The organism is Agrobacterium sp. DKPNP3 (assembly GCF_052686535.1).
Window position 1 is genome coordinate 37,498 of sequence record NZ_JBQYSN010000022.1, and the last position, 19,798, is coordinate 57,295.

The 19,798-nt window shown below is 60.5% G+C and carries 19 protein-coding genes; 10 read left to right on the plus strand and 9 right to left on the minus strand.

The window, feature by feature from the left end; all coding sequences use genetic code 11:
- Positions 1-49: 49 nt before the first annotated feature.
- Both ACUTJJ_RS08930 and adh read left to right on the plus strand, forming a co-directional pair.
- The gene (locus ACUTJJ_RS08930; protein ID WP_063950676.1) at positions 50-1,009 is read left to right on the plus strand and encodes a helix-turn-helix domain-containing protein; all 960 of its coding nucleotides are present in this window, start codon (positions 50-52) and stop codon (positions 1,007-1,009) included.
- A gap of 174 nt (positions 1,010-1,183) precedes the next feature.
- Positions 1,184-2,701 (plus strand): aldehyde dehydrogenase, encoded by a 1,518-nt coding sequence (adh, locus tag ACUTJJ_RS08935; RefSeq protein ID WP_445541912.1) that lies wholly within the window; start codon positions 1,184-1,186, stop codon positions 2,699-2,701.
- 138 nt (positions 2,702-2,839) lie between these two features.
- Here the strand turns inward: adh and ACUTJJ_RS08940 are convergent, their stop codons facing one another.
- Positions 2,840-5,104, minus strand: a complete 2,265-nt coding sequence (locus ACUTJJ_RS08940) for a methyl-accepting chemotaxis protein (RefSeq protein ID WP_445541913.1) — start codon at positions 5,102-5,104, stop codon at positions 2,840-2,842.
- Between the two features lie 190 nt (positions 5,105-5,294).
- Here ACUTJJ_RS08940 and ACUTJJ_RS08945 point away from each other — a divergent pair, with 190 nt between their 5' ends.
- Genes ACUTJJ_RS08945 through ACUTJJ_RS08960 form a run of 4 tightly spaced genes read left to right on the plus strand, consistent with a single transcriptional unit; the run spans position 5,295 to position 8,763 of the window.
- On the plus strand, positions 5,295-6,134 hold the full coding sequence (locus ACUTJJ_RS08945) for a glycosyltransferase family 2 protein (protein WP_445541921.1): 840 nt from the start codon (positions 5,295-5,297) through the stop codon (positions 6,132-6,134).
- 20 nt (positions 6,135-6,154) lie between these two features.
- Entirely contained in the window at positions 6,155-6,442 is a 288-nt protein-coding gene (locus ACUTJJ_RS08950; protein WP_445541922.1) for a lipid-A-disaccharide synthase N-terminal domain-containing protein, read from the plus strand.
- A complete protein-coding gene (locus tag ACUTJJ_RS08955) occupies positions 6,417-7,925 on the plus strand; it encodes an ArnT family glycosyltransferase (protein ID WP_445541914.1) in 1,509 nt (502 codons plus the stop codon). Before ACUTJJ_RS08950 ends, ACUTJJ_RS08955 begins: the two co-directional genes overlap by 26 nt.
- Positions 7,915-8,763, plus strand: a complete 849-nt coding sequence (locus tag ACUTJJ_RS08960; protein WP_445541915.1) for a phosphatase PAP2 family protein — start codon at positions 7,915-7,917, stop codon at positions 8,761-8,763. Before ACUTJJ_RS08955 ends, ACUTJJ_RS08960 begins: the two co-directional genes overlap by 11 nt.
- A gap of 137 nt (positions 8,764-8,900) precedes the next feature.
- Here ACUTJJ_RS08960 and ACUTJJ_RS08965 read toward each other — a convergent pair whose 3' ends face one another.
- The 6 genes from ACUTJJ_RS08965 to lgt form a co-directional block, all read right to left on the minus strand.
- On the minus strand, positions 8,901-9,833 hold the full coding sequence (locus tag ACUTJJ_RS08965) for a ribose-phosphate pyrophosphokinase (RefSeq protein ID WP_003522877.1): 933 nt from the start codon (positions 9,831-9,833) through the stop codon (positions 8,901-8,903).
- Between the two features lie 218 nt (positions 9,834-10,051).
- Positions 10,052-10,801 carry a hypothetical protein gene (locus ACUTJJ_RS08970; protein ID WP_445541916.1) on the minus strand — a complete coding sequence of 250 codons (750 nt, stop codon included), beginning with the start codon at positions 10,799-10,801 and terminating at the stop codon, positions 10,052-10,054.
- 89 nt (positions 10,802-10,890) lie between these two features.
- A complete protein-coding gene (locus tag ACUTJJ_RS08975) occupies positions 10,891-12,042 on the minus strand; it encodes a M24 family metallopeptidase (RefSeq protein ID WP_445541917.1) in 1,152 nt (383 codons plus the stop codon).
- Between the two features lies 1 nt (position 12,043).
- Entirely contained in the window at positions 12,044-12,838 is a 795-nt protein-coding gene (gene pgeF / locus ACUTJJ_RS08980; RefSeq protein WP_296068823.1) for a peptidoglycan editing factor PgeF, read from the minus strand.
- A 150-nt stretch (positions 12,839-12,988) separates the two neighbouring features.
- Positions 12,989-14,089, minus strand: coding sequence for a class I SAM-dependent methyltransferase (locus ACUTJJ_RS08985; RefSeq protein WP_445541918.1), 1,101 nt, complete (start codon positions 14,087-14,089; stop codon positions 12,989-12,991).
- 15 nt (positions 14,090-14,104) lie between these two features.
- Positions 14,105-14,917 (minus strand): prolipoprotein diacylglyceryl transferase, encoded by an 813-nt coding sequence (gene lgt, locus ACUTJJ_RS08990; RefSeq protein WP_209089724.1) that lies wholly within the window; start codon positions 14,915-14,917, stop codon positions 14,105-14,107.
- A 309-nt stretch (positions 14,918-15,226) separates the two neighbouring features.
- On the opposite strand from lgt, the gene ACUTJJ_RS08995 reads away from it, so the two are divergent.
- The 4 genes from ACUTJJ_RS08995 to ACUTJJ_RS09010 all read left to right on the plus strand — a co-directional run bounded on the left by ACUTJJ_RS08995 (position 15,227) and on the right by ACUTJJ_RS09010 (position 17,590).
- Positions 15,227-15,490, plus strand: a complete 264-nt coding sequence (locus tag ACUTJJ_RS08995) for an accessory factor UbiK family protein (RefSeq protein WP_445541919.1) — start codon at positions 15,227-15,229, stop codon at positions 15,488-15,490.
- Between the two features lie 426 nt (positions 15,491-15,916).
- Positions 15,917-16,417: a type III secretion system chaperone family protein gene (locus tag ACUTJJ_RS09000; RefSeq protein WP_004442934.1), complete on the plus strand. Its 501-nt coding sequence runs from the start codon at positions 15,917-15,919 to the stop codon at positions 16,415-16,417.
- Between the two features lies 1 nt (position 16,418).
- Positions 16,419-17,237 carry a pyrroline-5-carboxylate reductase gene (gene proC, locus ACUTJJ_RS09005; RefSeq protein WP_144577257.1) on the plus strand — a complete coding sequence of 273 codons (819 nt, stop codon included), beginning with the start codon at positions 16,419-16,421 and terminating at the stop codon, positions 17,235-17,237.
- A gap of 11 nt (positions 17,238-17,248) precedes the next feature.
- Positions 17,249-17,590 (plus strand): tRNA-binding protein, encoded by a 342-nt coding sequence (locus ACUTJJ_RS09010; RefSeq protein ID WP_404496100.1) that lies wholly within the window; start codon positions 17,249-17,251, stop codon positions 17,588-17,590.
- 21 nt (positions 17,591-17,611) lie between these two features.
- Here the strand turns inward: ACUTJJ_RS09010 and ACUTJJ_RS09015 are convergent, their stop codons facing one another.
- Both ACUTJJ_RS09015 and ACUTJJ_RS09020 read right to left on the minus strand, forming a co-directional pair.
- Positions 17,612-18,991, minus strand: coding sequence for an ATP-binding protein (locus tag ACUTJJ_RS09015; protein ID WP_445541920.1), 1,380 nt, complete (start codon positions 18,989-18,991; stop codon positions 17,612-17,614).
- Between the two features lie 31 nt (positions 18,992-19,022).
- Positions 19,023-19,736 carry a response regulator gene (locus tag ACUTJJ_RS09020; RefSeq protein ID WP_404496098.1) on the minus strand — a complete coding sequence of 238 codons (714 nt, stop codon included), beginning with the start codon at positions 19,734-19,736 and terminating at the stop codon, positions 19,023-19,025.
- Positions 19,737-19,798 lie beyond the last annotated feature (62 nt).

Sequence of the window (19,798 nt, forward strand, 5' to 3'; positions counted from 1 at the left end):
ACGTCGGCGCTTCCAGCGCACCATCGCACAAAAGCTTTGGGAGGAGCGCATGCCGACAGACATCGCCCATGCGGAACGCGTGTATGAAACCGCACGCCATCGTTCCGCCGCCGCAAGTTCTCCGATTGTCGCCTCGTGGCGGCGTTGCATGGTCAAGCACCGGCTCGCGCCAGAGGAAAACCGCAAGCCGATTTTTTTGAGCGAGGCGGAATTTCGCCGTGCCCGTGAAAGCGCTGCCGGCCTGATTGCCGAAAGTACCGATGAGCTGGACCGGATTTTCCATAGTGTCGGCAAATCCGGCTGCTGCCTGCTTTTGACGGACGCGCAGGGCGTCGCGCTGGAGCGGCGTGGGGCCGCGGGAGACGATCGCGATTTCCGTTCGCTCGGCCTCTGGTCGGGAGCCGTGTGGAGCGAGGAAAGTGTCGGCACCAACGGTATCGGCACGGCCCTCGTCGACGAGCGCTCGGTTGTGGTCTATCGCGACCAGCATTTCTTCACCTCAAATACCGAACTCTGCTGCACCACCGCGCCCATTCGCGACCATACCGGCCGGGTGACGGGCGCGCTTGATATTTCCACCTGCCGCGACGACATCAACGAGATGACCTTCTCCTTCGTTACGCAGGCGGTGAAGGATGCGGCGCAACGCATCGAAGGCAATCTCTTCCGCCGTGCTTTTCCGGGTGCACGTATCGTGGTCGTGCCGAGCGGCTTCGGAACGGCGCTTTCGCTGCTTGCCGTGGATCAGGACGATCTCGTGCTCGGCGCAACCCGCGCCGCACGCCTCGCGCTGAAGCTCGATGATATCAGGATCGCGCAGGGTGTGCCGGCTGCGGATATTCTGCAAGAACAGCGCCATGACAGCGGTTCCGACCTTGCGGAAGCGGAACGCTCGGCGCTTCGCCGCGTGTTGTCGCGCACCAACGGCAATGTCACGCAGGCTGCCTCGCTGCTCGGCATCAGCCGCGCGACACTTCACCGCAAAATGAAGAAGTTCGACGTCCACTGAGTTTTGCAGACCCCGTTCTCTGGCCGAATGTGCCAAAGAACGGCGGCTCTGTCGCAGATGTGAGACAATGTGCGCTGCGGAACCGCGCCGCCCCTCTACCGAACCGTATCATCTAGGCTCACCTTTCTCCCATGCGGTCCGCTCAGGATCGTTTTCATCAGGGAGGATGAAATCATGAATATTCAGGTTCAGCAGAAAGCGGGCGAAGCGCCCTTCAAGCTGAAATACGGCAATTACATCGGCGGCAAATGGGTGGAGCCGAAATCCGGCCGCTACATGGATAACCTATCGCCGGTGACCGGCCACAAGATTTGCGAAGTGCCGCGTTCGGATGCCGCCGACATCGAATTCGCGCTGGACGCGGCCCATAAGGCCCGCGACAAATGGGGCAAGACCAGCATAACCGAGCGTTCCAACATCCTGCTCAAGATCGCCCAGCGGATCGAAGACAATCTCGACCTCATCGCCCGGGCTGAAACCTGGGATAATGGCAAGCCGCTACGTGAAACCACCAATGCGGATATTCCGCTCGCGATCGATCACTTCCGCTATTTCGCGGGCTGCATCCGCGCCCAGGAAGGCACGATCGGCGAAATCGATAACGATACCGTCGCCTATCACTTCCATGAACCACTCGGTGTCGTCGGCCAGATCATCCCGTGGAACTTCCCGATCCTGATGGCCGCGTGGAAACTTGCGCCGGCGCTTGCTGCCGGCAATTGCGTCGTGCTGAAGCCGGCCGAGCAGACACCGGCCTCCATTCTCATCGTGACGGAGTTGATCGAAGATCTGCTGCCGCCGGGCGTCCTCAACATCGTCAACGGCACCGGCCTTGAAGCTGGCAAACCGCTGGCCCAGAGCAACCGCATCGCCAAGATCGCCTTTACCGGCTCTACCTCGGTCGGCAAGGAAATCATGCGGTATGCGGCCGATAACGTGACCAACATCACGCTGGAGCTGGGCGGCAAATCGCCGAACATCTTCTTTGCCGATGTGATGAATGAGGACGATGCCTTCCTCGACAAGGCGCTCGAAGGTTTTGCCTTCTTCGCGCTGAACCAGGGGGAGGTCTGCACCTGCCCATCCCGCGCGCTGGTGCATGAATCGATCTATGACCGGTTCATGGAAAAGGCGATCAAGCGCGTGCAGGCCATCAGCCAGGACGATCCGCTCAACCCGTCGACGATGCTGGGCGCACAGGCCTCGCAGGAACAGTTCGACAAGATCATGAGCTATCTGGAGATCGGCAAGAAGGAAGGCGCCAAGGTTTTGACCGGCGGTGATCGCAAGACGCTGTCGGGCGACCTGAAGGACGGTTATTATATTCAGCCAACCGTTTTTGAAGGCAACAACAAGATGCGGATTTTCCAGGAGGAAATCTTCGGTCCTGTCGTTTCCGTCACCACCTTCAAGACGGTGGAAGAAGCGCTCGAAATCGCGAATGACACGGTTTACGGTCTCGGCGCAGGTGTCTGGAGCCGTGACACTAATATCGCTTACCGCGCCGGGCGGGGCATCGAAGCGGGTCGCGTGTGGACCAATTGCTATCACGTCTATCCGGCGGGTGCTGCGTTTGGTGGTTACAAGCAGTCCGGCATCGGTCGCGAGACCCACAAGATGATGCTCGATCATTACCAGCAGACCAAAAACCTGCTCGTCTCTTACAGCCCGAACAAGGTCGGCTTCTTCTGAGGTCCTCCCCGGAAGCCGGCGAGGGTATGGTGCCAGGTCGCCGGCGTGTTCCCAGGGGCTTCTGCTCCTGGGAACCCGGATCGGAATTAAGGCAAAGCAAAAGGCCGGAGGATTTCACCTCCGGCCTTTTGTTGCAGCTTATGCTGCGTAACGCTGGTCCTGCGGGCGGGTATGACCAACCGAGAATTGGGCAACCTGTTCGGTGAGGCCGTCAGCTTCACTTGCCAGCGAGAAGGCCGATGCCGTCGTTTCTTCCACCATCGCGGCATTCTGCTGCGTGACATGGTCGAGTTCGTTGACAGAGGCGTTGATCTCGCTGAGGCGGCCGGATTGTTCGCGCGATGCCGTGGCGATTTCCCCGATCTGGTCGTTGACCGACTGGATGCGCTTCTGGATTTGCTCGAGGCTTTCACCGGTCTTCAACACCAGCGCCACGCCGCTTTCCACATCGCCGGCGGAGGTGGCGATCAGCGTCGTGATGTCACGGGCGGCGGCTGCCGATTTCTGGGCCAGTTCGCGAACCTCCTGCGCCACGACCGCGAAGCCCTTTCCGGCTTCCCCGGCACGGGCGGCTTCCACGCCTGCATTCAGCGCCAAAAGGTTGGTCTGGAATGCAATCTGATCAATGACGTCGATGATCTGACGGATTTTGGCCGACGAGGTCTCGATGCGCTCCATGGCGACGATCGCTTCTTTAACGACTGCCGTGGACTTGTGGGCGTCCTGCATCGTGCCCGCCGTGGCCTCGACGGCGACATTGCAGCGCGACAGCGAAACGTTGACAGCCTGCGTCATGTCAGCGAGCGCGGCGGCCGCTTCTTCAAGGGCCGCGGCCTGACGTTCGGTGCGCCGCGACAGGTCTTCCGACGCGCTCTTCAATTCGCCGGAGCCGGAGCGGATGGCATTGGCGCTTTCGCCGATATTGGCGATCGTCGCTTCCAGTCCGGCCATGGAATTGTTGAAGTCGATGCGCAGGTGATCGAGCGACGGCACGAAGGATTTCTCGATGCGAAGATCGAGCCTGCCGGCGGCAAGATTGGCAAGACCGGTCGCCAGTGCATCGACCGCTTCTTCCAGTTCCTTGGCGCTTCGCGCCTTTTCCATTTCGCGCTGGGCGCGTTCCTCGTCGAGTTCCTCGCCCTTGCGATGGGCTTCTTCTTCCATACGCTGCTTGTCGAGAATGCCCTGGCGGAAGGATTCCAGCGCGCGCGCCATGGTGCCGATTTCATCGCCGCGGGAAACGGCCTTGATCTCGATGTTGTTCTCGCCGCCGTTGAGGCGTTCCATCAATCCGGCAAGCCCGGTCAACGGTTTGGTGAGGCTGGCGGACACGAAAATGCCAATCAGCGTCATGATCGCCAGCACCGCCAGCGTTGCGGCGGTCGCCCAGAAAGCGAGATCATTGGCAGCTGCCAGAACCTTGCTCTCCTGTTGGCCGATCGCCAGAAGATGCTTCTGGCCAAAGACGGTGACGGGGCGGTAGGCATAGAAAATGTTGCCGGCAGACGTCTTGGCCAGCACCATTCCGGCGTCGTTTGCGCCCGCCAGCGCCGCGAGATTTTCGGAAACGGCGGCGTCCGGGCCGCCGGACAGCACACCGGCGCGGCGTTTGCCTTCAGTGCTCAGAAGGACCGCGTCATCGATGGATTTTCCGGTTTCCTCTGGCGTGACGACGGCGCCGATACGATCCGCCGAGATGCGCATGACGACGGCGCCCTTGCGCTGCAACTGACCCCAGTTAGAGACGGCGAGCGGCATGCCGACCATGGCTGAATCATTCTCGCCGCCGCTGAAACCAGTGGTACTGATGACACCGTCCTTACCGGCTTCGATGCGCTGGAAAAGGTCCTTGAGGGCCGCGTTCTGCGGTTCCGCCACGTTGGTCAGGAAGTTCTTTCCCTTGGTCACGGAGTAAATGATGAGGCCATTCTTGTCGATCACGTAGATGTCGCTGACGCGGGTGTTGCGCCAGACGCTGGCAATGGCGGCGTTGATGGTCGCGTGGCGAATGGCATAAAGCAGTCGCAGTCCCTCGCCATTGAAGGAGGCGCGTTCTTCCTCCGAAACACCGTCGCGGCGAAACGCTTCGATGATGGCGTCTTTTTCCGTCGGCACGACAGTCGTCATCGTTTCGAGCGCCTGCGCAATTGCGGCATTCTGCGACAGTTCGGAAATGCTCTGCTCGACGCGCAGCGTATAGGCGTCGAGTTGCTTGGACTGGTTTCCTGCAACCGTGTCGAGCCTGATTTCGCTGGCGTCGATAAGTCCTGATTTGCCCATCTCATAGGACAGCAGTCCCACGGACAGGCAGGAAACGAGCGTTGCGCCCGTTACAAGCGCTGCAAATTTTGCCTTGATGGACAATGATTTAGTTTTGACAGCAGTCGGATTTACACCCGGCATCCTGTTTCCTCCCCCCAAAAGAACATGCCCATACCGTTGCAAGAATTGCTTACGGTCACGTTAAAAGCGTGGTGAATTGTACGATTATTTTCCCGTTACGCGTGAGGAAATTGCGCGCTGCCACCGAGCCGGCCTCGTTATAAAACTGCAATGGAACAGGCGCATATCGGAAGAAGTTCAACGGCTGTTCATATTCATGCAAGCTTTCCGCGCTCCTTTCCCCGCTACCAGCAATAATGTCTGCAGCGCCCATGCGGATGGATGTGACGGAGCCAGCGTGAAACCCATTCCGGATTTCGCCGTGATCGTGCCCATGCACAACGAAGAGGCGAGTGTCGAGACGCTCGTCGGTGAGATCGTTGCCGCCTGCAGGCCCGTCGGCGATTTCGAAATCGTGGTCGTGGACGATGCTTCCTCCGACGGCACGGTCGGAGCGGTGCTTTCGCTCGCAGATGATTACCCGATGTTGCGGCTGGTGCGGCATGACCGTCAGGGCGGCCAATCGGCGGCGATCCACAGTGGTGTTCAGGCAGCGCGAGCGCCGATCGTCTGCATGCTCGATGGCGACGGCCAGAACCCGCCCGACAATCTGCCAACACTTCTTGGGCCTCTTCTTTCAGCCACCGCACCGCAACGGCTGGGCCTTGTCGCCGGCCAACGCGTCGGCAGGCGGGATACGCTTGCCAAGCGGCTGTCCTCGCGCTTTGCAAATCAGCTGCGCGCCCGCATCCTGAAGGATGGCACGCGCGATACTGGCTGCGGCCTCAAGGCGTTCCGGCGCGACGCCTATCTCGCCTTGCCCTATTTCGATCATCACCACCGCTATTTCCCCGCACTCTTCAGCCGCGATGGCTGGCAGGTCGCCCATGTCGACGTCACGCATCGGCCGCGGCTGCATGGCAACTCCCACTATACCAATATCGGCCGCGCGCTTGTCGGCATTTACGATCTCATCGGCGTGGCGTGGCTGCTGCGTCGGCGAAAGCGCTCGAATTGGGCGGAAACCTTCATAACGGAGACGTCGCCGTGAATGTACCGGCTTTATGGTCCATGCTGCATGTGAACAGCTGGGAGGAATTTCTGTGGGTTTGCACGGGCTTCATGGGCCAGATGCTGCTCACCACTCGCTTCCTGCTTCAGTGGATCTCCTCTGAGCGGGCAAATCGTTCGGTCATGCCCGTGGCCTTCTGGTATTTTTCCGTTCTTGGCGGTCTGGTGCTGTTGTCCTATGCCGTCTGGCGGCGCGACCCGGTCTTCGTCATCGGCCAGGCATCCGGCCTTCTCATCTATTTCAGAAATCTCTGGTTGATCCATGCAGAACGCCGCCAGCATGCATGATGGCGTGGCTCTGCCCCATGTGCAGGCGAGCGAACAGCGCGGCTGGCTGACATTTGCAGTTACGGCGATCGTTGTCGTCACGGCGCTGCGGGTCTTAGCGCTGGCCTTCAATCGGACGGATCTTTTCGTGGATGAGGCGCAATATTGGCTCTGGGGCCGGGAGATGGCGTTTGGCGCCTATTCAAAGCCGCCCCTGATCGGCTGGCTCATCCGTGCCGCAACGATATTGGGGGGCGGCGAGGGCACGTTCCAGGTGCGGTTGGCCGCCCCTGTCGTGCATGGTATTGCGGCTGCGGCCATTCTTGTGCTGGGCCGTATGATCTATGATGTCCGGCTGGCCTCGCTGGCTGCCATGATCTATCTGACGCTGCCGGCCGTAACGCTCGGCAGTCTCCTGATCTCGACCGATACGCCGATGATGCTGTTCATCGTGCTGTCGATGATTGCGGTGCGCAATCTTGCGCTTGCCCGCAGCCAGGGCAGGTCGGGTCTCGGCTGGAGTATCGGTCTTGGCCTCTGTTTCGGCCTCGGACTGATGTCGAAATATGCGATGATCTATTTCCTTCCCTGCTTCATCGCAGCCGGCTGGCTTTGCGACGCCTGGCGCATCCGGCTGCGTGATGCGGCCCTTGCGGCACTGGTCTGTCTTGTCGTCATCGCACCTAATCTGTGGTGGAACGCTGCACATGATTTTATGACCGCACGCCACACGGCCGACAATGCAAATTGGCACGGCCTCCAGCTTAAGGTCGGCTCGGCTCTGGAGTTCTTCTTCTCGCAGGCAGGCGTTGTCGGCCCCTTCGTTTTTGTCGGCATGATCGTCGCGACGATCCGCGCCAAGACGGCGGAAGCCCGTGCGCTGGTCGCTCTCTCGATGCCGATTGTGTTTCTCATTACGGCGCAGGGCCTGATGTCGCGCGCACTCGCCAACTGGGCGGTCGGGGCCTATGCGGCCGGCGTGCTGCTTGCGGTGCCGGTTCTGGCGTCACGGCGTTGGCTTATCGGTTCGACCCTGGTCCTCGGTAGCATTGTTGCGATTGCGTTGCCGCTGATGACCATCGCCGGAACAGGATTGCGCCTGCCGAACGGTGAACTGGCGATGGCGCGGTATCTTGGTCGCTCGGAGCTGGTGTCGACTGGCCTGTCGCGGGCGCGCGAGGCGGGGGCGGATGCCATCGTCGCAAACGATCGCTCGATACTGGCCGAGCTTTTTTACCAGCTGCGGGAGGAGAAACAGGTGCTGCCACGCGCCTTGCCCGAGACCGGCGTCCCTTCCAGCCACTATGCACTTCTTTATCCTCTCAAAGCCGGCGAGGCGAAGAATCCGCTGTATCTGGCAATCGCCGACAGCCTGCCTGCATGTTTTGGCGGTGAGGCGCCGGTTGCGCGCTGGACCGCAGGGCCTGGCTTCGTCGAAGGCCGGGAGATTGGCCTCTGGCGGCTTCCGCTACAATGCATTCCGGGGAATGCCAATGGACAATGATCTCGCCCACATGCGCATTACCATCTGGGTGACGCTCGTCGCGCTGGCGCTTGTCATTCTGTTTGCAACTTTTCCCTCCATTGATCTTCGTTTTTCCGCCCTGTTCTTTTCGCCGATAGGCCAGCCATGGCCCGGGCTGGAGCCCGTACCAGACCGGATTCGCGACACGTTGCGCGAAGGTGTCGAGCTTGCGGCGTTTCTGGCCTTCGTGATGCTGGTCGGCAATCTGCGGCTCGCCGCCCTGCAGCGAACCGGCTGGCGGGTGTGGGCCTTTCTGTGTGGGCCGGTGATCCTTTGCGCCGGGCTCCTCGTCAACGGTGTTCTCAAGGCGATGATTGGCCGTGCGCGCCCATTCAGCGTGACCGAGTTTGGCGGACATCAGCTTTTCACGCCGCCCTTTCAGTTCAGTACGCAATGTTATTCGAACTGCTCTTTTTCGTCCGGTGAAACCGCGCTCATAGCCAGTTTCTTTCTGCCGCTCTGCGTGCTGCTCTGGCCGCGGTTAGAACGGCGCGGACGACTCGTGGCGGGAGGCCTTGCCGCCGCCATGATCGTCCTTATGTCCGGATTGCGCATTACGGCGGGTGGGCATTTCCTCAGCGACGTGGTGATGTCCATCCTGTTTTCGGCGCTGACGACCCTGTTCCTTTACCGAGCGCTGGCGATCAGCCGCCACCGTCACCTTTTCACCGGTGATGCTGTCTCTGCCGATGCAATGAGCCTCTGGCGCAATGGCCGCCATGCCGTGGTTGCGCGTGTCTTACGCTGGTGGCCGAAGATAAAGGCCAGAGCCTCTCGCTTGCAACGGCCGCCGGATCCGGGCGCGGCGCCATCGTGAAGACGTTGACGTTTCCGCTTCATCAGGCAAGGTGAGGGTGAGATTTCATACAATCACGGTGCACTAAAAGGCCGCGCCTAGCAAATAAAGCCGGGCGATTACACAGAGTGAAGTAAGGGGCGTATCTGCCGCGTTCGTCAGTCGAACAGGCCGGAAACCGACTGTTCCTGTGCGGTGCGGTTGATCGCTTCGCCAAGCAGGCCGGCGGTGCTGACCACGCGGATATTGTGCGCGGATTGCACGCCTGTGGTCGGCTGAATGCTGTCGGTGATGACGAGTTCGCGCAGCTTCGAGGAAGCGACGCGCGCGACCGCGCCGCCAGAGAGCACGCCGTGGGTGATATAGGCGGTAACGCTGGTCGCGCCCTTTTTCAGCAGCGCTTCCGCGGCGTTGCAGAGAGTGCCGCCGGAATCGACGATATCGTCGATGAGGATGCAATCTTTGCCCGAGACGTCGCCGATGACGTTCATGACTTCGGATTCGCCGGGACGGTCACGACGCTTGTCGACGATGGCCAGAAGACAGTCGAGGCGCTTGGCGAGCGCGCGGGCCCGAACCACACCGCCGACGTCAGGCGAAACGACCATGACATTGTTGGTGTCATAATGGTCCTTCACGTCGCGGGCGAGAATCGGCGCTGCAAAGAGATTGTCGGTGGGGATATCGAAGAAGCCCTGGATCTGGCCGGCATGAAGATCGAGGGTCAGGACGCGGTCGGCGCCGGCTTCGGTAATGAGATTGGCAACGAGTTTGGCGGAAATCGGGGTGCGGGGCCCTGCTTTGCGGTCCTGGCGGGCGTAACCGAAATAGGGAAGCACCGCCGTAATTCGTTTGGCCGAGGACCGGCGCATGGCATCGATCATGATGAGAAGCTCCATCAGATGATCGTTTGCCGGGAAGGAAGTGGACTGGACGATAAAGACGTCCTCGCCGCGCACGTTCTCGCTGATTTCTACGAATATTTCCTGGTCAGCAAACCGCTTTACAGTGGCATTTCCGAGAGGAACATTAAGATACTTGCAGATCGCTTCGGCAAGGTGCCGGTTCGAATTGCCTGCGAAAACCTTCATTGCGGCCGCCTGTTTCCATGCCATCGCCTTGCGCCACGGGGCTCAATCCACCGTAACCAAGCGTCGTTCAAGGGGAGGAACATCCGGCCGAAAAGCCTTGCCGGATACGCCTTGTTGCCATGCGCGCCTTAATAGCGCTGTTGCTTCCGATTGCAAGAGGACTCCACGCTTTCGCAATGAATTTCCTGAAATCTCTGTGACTTCTCCCGTGTTTTACCTCATCCCCGTTGTGTCTGCTTCCACGACGTGTAGTCGCTGAGCGTCTTGGCGGCGATATCCTGCATGACCCTGTCGGTGACTGCAGCCCAGGGGTCGCTGCCTTTCGCCGCAATGCTTTCCTGCCCCTGAAGGCGGTGGAGGCGCACGCCATTGGCGTCGAGAACGTCCCAGACGTAAACGATATTGACCTTGCCGCCATCGGCGAAGGCGGAGAAGTATCCCTTCAGGATGTTCTCGGCCGAATTGTCATTGGAGGCGCGGATCGTCAGCCCTTTCGCCCGCGCTTCAGCCCCGAGCTGGCGCGACAGCGGTGTGACGGCCTGCACGGGTGCGCCGATGATAGGCAGAAAGCGGATAGAGTTTGTCGGCGAGGCGGGCGCGAGCGACGCCGTTTCCTGGCTTTGTGCTGGTTGAGCAGGGGCAGCGGGCAGGGCAGCGGCCTGGCTCTCGCGGAGCGGCTCGCCGTACTGGTTGCCGTTTGAGATCGCCTGTGCCTGCGCCTGCAACGAGTTCTGCGGCGCATAGGCGGGTACGGAACTTCCGATAGCAGGCGCGCCGGTGGGTGCGCGGTCGGCGGCGGCGGCCATCTGGTCGAGATCGCCCTGCGTCACCGGCGTCGATTGCGAGGCGTTGTGGCCAACATCCACCTGCGGCGTCAGCGCCTCGGTCGTGTTGCAGCCGGACAGGAACAGCACCAGCGCTGGAACAATGATGGCCGGGAAAAGGGAGGTGGCTCCCGTCCGGCTCATGCGATTTTACCTCTCATGTTCCGCTCCTTCGTCCCCAAGGTGGCGCAATGTAAGGGCGGTTTTCCCGGTCTGTCAAACCCGGTGGCGATTTAAGCTGTGAGAAGATCGAGGTTATGGCGCGAGAGGGGTTCGGGAGCACCTTCGGTCGTCAGATAGGTCTGGCCGAGGGTCATGGCCGTGCCGGAATCGGAATCCATCACGATCATATGCACGAAGAGTGTCATGTCGGGCGTGATCTCCTGCGGATTGCCGGCGTGAAACATCTGGTGCTCCATCCAGGAGGGCGAAAAACGCGCGCCGAGCGAATACCCGCAGGAGTTCAGCCGGTGGCGGGTCAAGCCACGCTCGTCCATCACGCGGGCATGCACGTCAAAGACGTCTCCGAACGTGTGCCCGGGGCGCAGCACCTCCTCGATCGCGGTCAGGTTTTGCAGGCAGGCGCTGTAGAGTTCCTTTTGGCGGAAATCCTGTTCGCCGATCACCACCGTACGCATCATGGCGGCGTGATAATGGGCGCTGACGCCAGCCCATTCCAGTGTCAGCTGATCCTTGCTGTCGAGGACGCGACGGCCTGCCTTGTAGCGGCAAAGAAGCGCATCCGCGCCCGAGCCGATGATGAATTCGTTGGCGGGATAGTCCCCGCCGCCGGCCAGAACCGCGCCCTGCATCGCCGCAAGAATGGCAGCTTCGTCCGCGCCGGGCTTGATGAGCGGCAGTGCAGCATCCAGAGCCTCATCGGCCAATTGGCCGGCCTTGCGGGCATAGGCGATTTCGGCGGGACTTTTGACGAGCCTGAGGGTGCTGACGAGATAGGATGCATCAACCATCTGGCCGAAGCTGGCAAGCTGGTTGTCCAGCAGGCGGGCGACCCGGCCGGTCATGCCGTGGGTGTCGTATTCCACGCCGATCTTGGCACCCAGAAGGTCGAGGTCGCTCAGCAGGTTCTTGAGATCGAGGGTGGGGTCGGCGTTCGGCCGGTCAACCCATAAAAGGATGTTTTCGATGATGGAGGTGTTGCGGGCCTGACGCAGATCCGCCGAGCGTGTCAGCAGCGTCATGGAGCCATCCGATTTCACCACCAGCGTCTGGAAGAAGCAGTAACCGAACGTGTCGTAGCCGGTCAGCCAGTACATGCTTTCCTGCGCAAACAGGAGAACGGCATCCAGCTTCTCCTCGGCCATTTTTGCGAGCAACCGCTCGCGACGGGCATCGAATTCCGAAAGCTCGAAGTGCAGGGCCATCTTAGTCCTCCAGAATTGCAATTGCAGAAATCTGCCGTCCGTAATCGGGTTCGGCGCGGTGGGTGGTGCGGCGGTAGGAGTAGAACCGCTCTTCGTCTGGATAGGTGCAATGGCCGAGATTCTCCGCCTTCACGCCTGCCTTGGTCAGACGGTCGACGGTGAATTGCTTGAGATCGAAGAGCGCGTGTCCCTGTTTTTCCGTCCCGGCGAAATAAGAGGCATAGGCCGGATCGATATCCACGAACCGCGCCACATATTCCGGCCCGACTTCGTAATTGTCCTGGCTGATCGACGGACCAAGCGAGGCGGCGACACGCTCGCGGCTGGCGCCGAGCTTTACCATCGCTTCGATGGTGTTTTCGAGCACGCCAAAGAGGGCGCCCTTCCAGCCGGCATGGGCAGCGCCCACCACGCCCGCCTGTGCATCCGCAAACAGGATAGGACCGCAATCGGCGCTCAGGACGCCAAGCACGAAGCCTGGTGTTGCCGTGACCATCGCGTCCGCCTGCGGGCGGCTGCCATCATAATTGGCGTCGATGATGACGACATCGGGCGAGTGGACCTGATGCACGGTTGCGAGACGATCGGCGGGAAGGCCAAACCATTCCGTCACACGGCGGCGGTTTTCCGTGACCCTTTCCGGTTCGTCGTGGGAACCGAGGCCGACGTTGAGGCCCCGATAAAGCCCCTCCGACACGCCGCCCTGACGGGTGAAAAAACCATGGCGGACGCGATTTTGACCTGACGCGGCGAGCAGCGGAGACTGGAGCGGGAGCGGCAGCGTAACGTTCGGCATTGGGTGGGAATTCCTTGGAGAATATCGCTGTTGACCAGTGAGATAGGGTTGAGCGAGATGTTTCCGGTTGCCGCGGCGTTGCGCGGCGGTGTGATGCAGTGTGCCTGCGTCGTGTGTCACGACGATGTTGGCCCAGAGCCTGTTGCGCTGTCAATCCACCGGACGAAACGGCAGGAGATGGATCGCGGGACTTGAAACGGCAACGACCTTGAAAAGTTCCCCCATCTTGCCGGCCCCTTCGCCGGCAAGACGGTTCACGGCTTCGGCAATCGCAAGTGTCTGGTCCGGTGTCGCCTTGGCGGCGAGCGCGCCGGCCCTTTCCTTGAGGCCAAGGCCATAGAGGAAGTCGCCCTGCCTCAATGTTCCGTTGACGTGCGCGCCAGTCGCCTGCGCCGTCTTCACAAGGCTTTCGAAATCGACGTGGCTGGTGAGGTCCGCCTCGCCGGGATGGGCGAGCGGCGGATCGAAGGCGTGGTTACGCATGGCCTGCAGCGTATCGCCATAACCGGCAACGAGGTGGCCGTAATCGATGGCGAGCGCGGTGCCGCCATGGGCAGACAGGCGCTGGCAGATGGCGGTCATCACAGCTTCGCGGGCGGGAGAAATCTCGAATATGGTGCCAAGGGGCTGCCGGTCGGGCTGCGGCGGCAGCAGGCTGGGATCAATGCCTGCAAGGCCGGTTGAAAAGACGAGGTCGTCATTCGCATCTAGGCTGACGACCCTTTCGCGGAACCCCTGTGGGGTCTTCACGAATTGCCGGATCGGGATCGCGTCGAAGAGCTCGTTTGCCACCAGCAGCAGAAAACCGGCGGGCACATCGTCGAAACTATCGTGCCACGTCAGCTTATCCGCATGTGCCCGCAACGTTTCTTTCTGTGCCTCGGTAAGGCGCGGGCTCGTCTCGACCAGACGGACCTGCATTGTCTCATAAAGCGGTGGCGCGATGCGGCGGATCACCCGCAGCATGTCCGACATCATGGTGCCACGGCCGGGTCCGATTTCCACCAGCTGTGCTTGCGCCGGTGCGCCATGCCGCTGCCATGCGTGGACCACGAAGACGCCGAGCATTTCGCCGAAAAGCTGGCTGACTTCGGGCGCGGTTATGAAGTCACCCGAACGGCCGAAGGGTTCGCGGCTTTTGTAATAACCGTGTTCGGGATCGGCGAGACACAGCGAGAAGTAATCCGTGACGCTGAGCGGACCATTAAGCCGGATAAGGGATTTGACGCGGTGCGCGAGCGGTGTGGTCATGGCTGGCCATACCAATCAGGCAGTTTTTGCGGCGCTGCGCGCCCGCAGGATCGCCCAGAGACCCAAAAGGAACATCGGCGTGGACAGCACCATGCCCATCGTCAGCCAGTTGCCGGCGAGATAACCGATCTGGGCATCCGGTTCGCGGAAGAATTCCACGAAGATGCGCGATAGCGCGTAGCCGCAGACGAAGATGCCCGTGACGGTGCCCGGCTTTTTCAGCGACTTGAAGGCATAGATGGCAATGGCCAGAAGAATGACCAGAACGAGCCCTTCGAGGCCGGCTTCATAAAGCTGGCTGGGATGGCGCGCAAACGGCCCGCCCGTCGGAAACACCACGGCCCACGGCACGTCGGCAATGCGGCCCCACAGCTCGCCGTTGATAAAATTGGCGATGCGGCCGAACAGCAGACCGATCGGCGCAACGGCGGCGACGATGTCGAACATGCTCCAGACCGGGATGCCGCTTCTGCGGGCGAAAAGGATCATGGCGATCGTCGTGCCGATCAGTCCGCCATGGAACGACATGCCGCCGTTCCAGATTTCGATGGCCCGGATGGGATTAGCGGCAACGGCCGCCAGATCGTAAAACAGGATGTAACCGATGCGCCCGCCGAGCACGATGCCGCCGGCTGCCCAGAGAATGAAATCGTCAAGATGCTGGGCCGAGATGGGCGAGACGTCGTTCGGCCACAGTCGATCCGTGCGGGCGAGGCGCCGCGCGTAAAGCCAGCCGAGCATGATGCCCGCGACATAGGCAATGCCGTACCAGTGTATCGCCAGAGGCCCGATGGACAGCGCTATCGGATCGATATTCGGGAATGGCATGATGGCGAGAGAGGTGGGAGCGGCTATCAATCCGTATATATTCCGTCATCGTTGCTGGGCGGACAATGGATCGATCCATTGTCGCAAAGGGCCGGGCGATGATGCTCACCGGCCCCCTGACGCCATGGAAAATGGCGATTGCTGTCGCGGCGGTCAAGGTGATTCTTTAAGCTTTGGCTTAACCTGCCGCAGGCGGCGCAAGCTCTCGGGAATTTTCGATTTTGCTTGCAAGGTGGCGGTGGAGTGCCTACCTGAATGCTATCAACAGCGGGCAAGACGATGCCCCTGAACCGACGAAGGACAAGCGCCATGAGCACGACAGGCACCAATCGTTTTCTGGATGAATTCGCCAAGCTGATGACCGATGCGGCAGGTGCCGCGCAGGGTGTGCGCAAGGAAGCGGAAGCGGCGTTGCACGCGCAGGCGGATCGCTGGCTGAACAGTCTGGATGTCGTCCGCCGCGAGGAATTCGACGCGGTTCGCGAGATGGCCATTCAGGCCCGGGATGAAAATGACGCGCTGCGCGCCCGCATAGAGGCTCTCGAAGCAAGGCTCTCGGCCGCGAAAGACTGATTTTTTCCGCTTTTCCTCAGAAGCCCCGGATCGCAGGCGATTCCGGGGCTTTTCGTTTTTTAAGCCCCTCCCGGCAACGTGACCTTCGGTTGCCGAAAATTGCCTTTCGACGCGAATTTTTTGTGCCTGTGGACACTTCCAAAAAACGCAATCGGCAGAGTCGCTTAAGACTCTCGCCTGAGGTGATGGGCAAGAAGATATCCACTGTTCAAAAGGTAAAAATGGCGGGCGAGGGGTGGCAGCGGGACTCGGCCATTATACACTGATTTTAAATGATGATTCGAAAAGACCGGTAAGCTCCAGACAGGGTGAATGCGTAATTCTGGTGGTGTCGGGCAATCGTCTCAAATGTTTATCCCGGTTGGTATGTGCGTTTTGTGCCCGGCGTTCAAAACACGACATTCTGACCGGCTGAGAAGGTGCCGCATGAGTCTGATAGAATTTGAAATTGAGCGTCAGTCCAATCCCGTCGATATGATCGAGATTGTCGCTGCCTCGAATGACTGGTCGTTCGAGCGTTCGGGCGAGGACGAGATCGCCATGACTGTGGCGGGCCACTGGGCCGATTATCACGTTTCATTTGCATGGATGGAAGATTTCGAAGCGCTGCATCTTGCCTGCGCCTTCGACATCAAGGTGCCGGACCACCGTGTCAACGAAGTCATTTGCCTGCTGTCGCAGGTCAACGGTCAGGTGCTGATGGGTCATTTCGACCTGTGGCGTCAGGAAGACGTCGTGATCTTCCGCCAGTCGCTGCTTCTCTCCGGTGGTGCCGAGCCGAACAACCAGCAGGTGGAAGTTCTGCTTTCGAGCGCGCTGGAGGCCTGCGAGCAATATTATCAAGCATTCCAGTTCGTCGTCTGGTCTGGACTCGATGCTAAAAGTGCAATCGAAGCGGTCATGTTCGAGACCGTGGGAGAAGCGTAAAATGGTATACAAGGCTTCCGGGCCACTCGTTCTGGTGGGCGCCGGCAATATGGGCGGCGCCATGCTGTCCGGCTGGCTGAAGAAGGGTGTGCCGGGATCGAAGGTCATCGTCATTGATCCGCGCCCTTCCGACGCCATGCGCACGACGATTGCGGAGGCCGGCGCGTCACACAGTGAAACCGTTCCCGATGGGGTGAAGGCCGGCGTTCTTTTCGTGGCGGTGAAGCCGCAGATGATGGATGCCGTGCTGCCATCGCTAAAGCCCCTGCTGGGGCCGGAAACTGTCCTCGTTTCCATTGCCGCCGGCACGACGATTGCGACTTTTGTCTCGCATTTCGGAGAGGTTGCCGCGGTCCGGGCGATGCCCAACACGCCGGCGATGGTCGGCCGCGGTGTCACCGGCGCTTATGCCAACGCTCTCGTTACTGGCGAGCTGAAAAGCGTCGTGGACGGGCTGCTGAAGGTGAGCGGCCCTGTCGAATGGGTCGACGCCGAAAGCGATATCGATGCGGTGACTGCGGTTTCGGGAAGCGGACCGGCTTATGTCTTCTATTTGGTGGAATGCATGGCGGAAGCCGGTCGCAAGGCGGGGCTTCCGGCCGACATTGCCATGCGTCTCGCGCGTGAAACCGTTGCCGGTGCCGGCGAACTCCTGCATCAATCCGCCGATGAGGCATCACGCCTGCGCCAGAATGTGACCTCGCCCGGCGGCACCACGGCTGCCGCGCTTGCCGTGCTGATGGCCGATGATGGTATGCAGCCGTTGTTCGACAGGGCCGTCGCTGCTGCTAAAACCCGCGCTGAAGAACTGGCGGGCTGAAGGGAAAGGCCATGAGCGAGCAGATTTCCTATGCTGATTTCGAGAGGGTCGATATCCGCGTCGGCACCATTGTCGAAGCTGAACCTTTTCCCGAAGCGCGCAAGCCGGCAATCAAGGTAAAGATCGATTTCGGACCCGACATCGGCATCAAGAAATCCTCGGCGCAGATCACGGTGCATTATACGCCGGAAAGTCTGGTCGGCCGGCAGGTGCTGGGCGTGGTGAATTTTCCGCCGCGCCAGATCGGCCCTTTCCGGTCCGAAGTTCTCACGCTTGGTTTTGCAGATGCGAACGGCGATATCGTGCTGGCCGCGGTTGAGCGTCCGGTGCCGAACGGCGAGAAAATGTGCTGACGCGAATACGCGGTTGAGGCGTCACGCCGGAATTTTGACGATAACTCTCAAGCCGCCCAACGGGCTGTCATCCAGCGTCACATCGCCGCCGTGGCTGCGGGCAATATCGCGCACGATGGAGAGGCCAAGGCCCGTTCCGGAAGCATTGAGGTTGCGCGCCTCGTCCAGCCGGAAGAACGGCTTGAACACATCTTCGCGTGAGATTTCAGGGATGCCGGGACCATCGTCGTCAAAGGTCATGATGATGGAACGTGGCGCCTTGCGGATATCGACGTGGAGATTGTTGGCGTAACGCCGCGCATTTTCAGCCAGATTCGCAACGAGACGCGACAGGGCGTTCGGACGGGCGATGATCCTCTCGATATTATAAAGCTCGTAGCTGAACTTCTTGCCGTGCAGTTCGAAATCATGGCCAATTTTTTCGAGAAGTGCCGGAAGTTCCAGCGTGCCGACATCCTCTTCGACATCGGTGCGGGCGAAGGTCAGATAGGCCTCCAGCATGGACTGCATGTCCTCGACATCCTTATCCAGCCCTTCGAGGTCGGGATTGTCGCCGGCGAGCGCCAGTTGCAGCTTGAAGCGGGTGAGGATGGTGCGCAGGTCGTGGCTGACGCCGTTCAGCATGGCGGTGCGCTGCTCCATCTGCCGCTCGATTCGCTCGCGCATGAGGATGAAGGCCAGGCCGGCGCGCCGCACCTCGTCTGCGCCGCGCGGGGAGTAGCCGCTCATCTTCTGGCCCTTACCGAAGTTTTCGGCCGCCTTTGCCAGCGCCTCGATGGGCTTGATCTGGCCGCGCAGGAAAAGGATGGAAATAGCGATCAACACCAGCGAAGCGCCGACCATCCAGACCAGAAAGATATGCGTGTTGGAGGCATAGGCCGAGCTGCGGCTGGTAAAGACACGGAGTGTCTTGTTTTCCAACTGCACGCGGATTTCGACAAGCGAGCCGTTGCCATAGGTGTCGATCCAGAACGGACGGCCGATCTGCTGTTGCAACTGATCTGCAAGGATCCTGTCGAGGATCGAAAACAATGGCTCTGGCTTTGGTGCGGGCAGCTCTGTCTTGGGCTCGATATAGACACTGAGATCGAGCTTCTCGCGGGCGATGCGGATGACGCGCTGATAATCGTCCTCCTCCGGGTCCGTCTGTAGCAAGGCGATGATTGCCGAGATATCGCGCGTGACCGCTGCCGAAAGGCGTTCCGTCACCAGCTGCCAGTGGCGCTCCATGAAAACGGCCGCGACAACGGCCTGAAGCAGGATCATCGGCAGGATGATGATGAGCAGCGAGCGGGTGTAAAGACCTGTCGGCAGCCAGTGGCGCAGCCATCTGCCGAAGGAGCGCCAGGCCTTTGCCACGGGACTCTTTTTGAACGTGTCGAGAAAATCGAGGCTCGCCATGGTCGTGCGTTCGCCCTTCCTTGGGTGCTCGTCAGTCCACGCTCAGGCGGTAACCGATGCCGCGCACCGTTTGCAGATAAACAGGATTGGCAGGGTCGTCCTCGATCTTGCGACGAAGACGGTTGATCTGCACGTCGATGGTTCTCTCGCCCACGTCCGATTCCGCTTCGACCAGTTCGTGTCGGGGAATCGTGTCGCCGGCGCGCAGCGCAAATAGCAGCATGATCTCCTGTTCGCGGTCCGTCAGCCGGATTGTTTCCGGACCGCGTCGCAATTCCTTCTTCGGGATGGAGAAGCTGTAGGGGCCGAACATGATCTGTTCGATCTTCGGCGTATCGGGCGAGGTGTTGCGCCGCAGGATATTGTTGATACGCAGTACGAGTTCGCGCGGATCAAACGGCTTGGCGAGATAGTCATCAGCCCCCGCTTCAAGGCCGGCAATGCGCGAATCCGCTTCCGACCGGGCGGTCAGCAGAATGACCGGCACGGATTTGTTTTCGTTGAGCGAGCGGGTGAGCGACAACCCGTTCTCGCCGGGCATCATCACATCGAGGATAAGAAGATCGAAGCGGATACCGACCATCTTGCGCCGCGCCTCGGCGGCATCGGCAGCGACAGAGATGCGATATCCCTTATCGCCAAGGAAGCGTTGCAAGAGATCGCGGATACGCGCGTCGTCGTCAACGATCAGGAGATGGGCCGCGTCGTCATCGGCCGGTAGACGTTTTGCCGGAGCGTGCGCCATGGTCACTCGTCCTCCGCGCTCGCCGTCATCGCGGCGGGGCTGCGCATCTGTGCAAGGAACTG

Excerpts from the sequence above, each read along its gene's own strand:
- ACUTJJ_RS08930 (WP_063950676.1), top strand. The coding sequence starts at position 50 with ATGCCGACAGACATCGCCCATGCGGAACGCGTGTATGAAACCGCACGC.
- adh (WP_445541912.1), top strand. The coding sequence starts at position 1,184 with ATGAATATTCAGGTTCAGCAGAAAGCGGGCGAAGCGCCCTTCAAGCTG.
- ACUTJJ_RS08940 (WP_445541913.1), bottom strand. The coding sequence starts at position 5,104 with ATGCCGGGTGTAAATCCGACTGCTGTCAAAACTAAATCATTGTCCATC.
- ACUTJJ_RS08950 (WP_445541922.1), top strand. The coding sequence starts at position 6,155 with ATGCTGCATGTGAACAGCTGGGAGGAATTTCTGTGGGTTTGCACGGGC.
- ACUTJJ_RS08955 (WP_445541914.1), top strand. The coding sequence starts at position 6,417 with ATGCAGAACGCCGCCAGCATGCATGATGGCGTGGCTCTGCCCCATGTG.
- ACUTJJ_RS08960 (WP_445541915.1), top strand. The coding sequence starts at position 7,915 with ATGGACAATGATCTCGCCCACATGCGCATTACCATCTGGGTGACGCTC.
- ACUTJJ_RS08965 (WP_003522877.1), bottom strand. The coding sequence starts at position 9,833 with ATGAAGGTTTTCGCAGGCAATTCGAACCGGCACCTTGCCGAAGCGATC.
- ACUTJJ_RS08970 (WP_445541916.1), bottom strand. The coding sequence starts at position 10,801 with ATGAGCCGGACGGGAGCCACCTCCCTTTTCCCGGCCATCATTGTTCCA.
- ACUTJJ_RS08975 (WP_445541917.1), bottom strand. The coding sequence starts at position 12,042 with ATGGCCCTGCACTTCGAGCTTTCGGAATTCGATGCCCGTCGCGAGCGG.
- pgeF (WP_296068823.1), bottom strand. The coding sequence starts at position 12,838 with ATGCCGAACGTTACGCTGCCGCTCCCGCTCCAGTCTCCGCTGCTCGCC.
- ACUTJJ_RS08985 (WP_445541918.1), bottom strand. The coding sequence starts at position 14,089 with ATGACCACACCGCTCGCGCACCGCGTCAAATCCCTTATCCGGCTTAAT.
- lgt (WP_209089724.1), bottom strand. The coding sequence starts at position 14,917 with ATGCCATTCCCGAATATCGATCCGATAGCGCTGTCCATCGGGCCTCTG.
- ACUTJJ_RS08995 (WP_445541919.1), top strand. The coding sequence starts at position 15,227 with ATGAGCACGACAGGCACCAATCGTTTTCTGGATGAATTCGCCAAGCTG.
- ACUTJJ_RS09000 (WP_004442934.1), top strand. The coding sequence starts at position 15,917 with ATGAGTCTGATAGAATTTGAAATTGAGCGTCAGTCCAATCCCGTCGAT.
- proC (WP_144577257.1), top strand. The coding sequence starts at position 16,419 with ATGGTATACAAGGCTTCCGGGCCACTCGTTCTGGTGGGCGCCGGCAAT.
- ACUTJJ_RS09010 (WP_404496100.1), top strand. The coding sequence starts at position 17,249 with ATGAGCGAGCAGATTTCCTATGCTGATTTCGAGAGGGTCGATATCCGC.
- ACUTJJ_RS09015 (WP_445541920.1), bottom strand. The coding sequence starts at position 18,991 with ATGGCGAGCCTCGATTTTCTCGACACGTTCAAAAAGAGTCCCGTGGCA.
- ACUTJJ_RS09020 (WP_404496098.1), bottom strand. The coding sequence starts at position 19,736 with ATGGCGCACGCTCCGGCAAAACGTCTACCGGCCGATGACGACGCGGCC.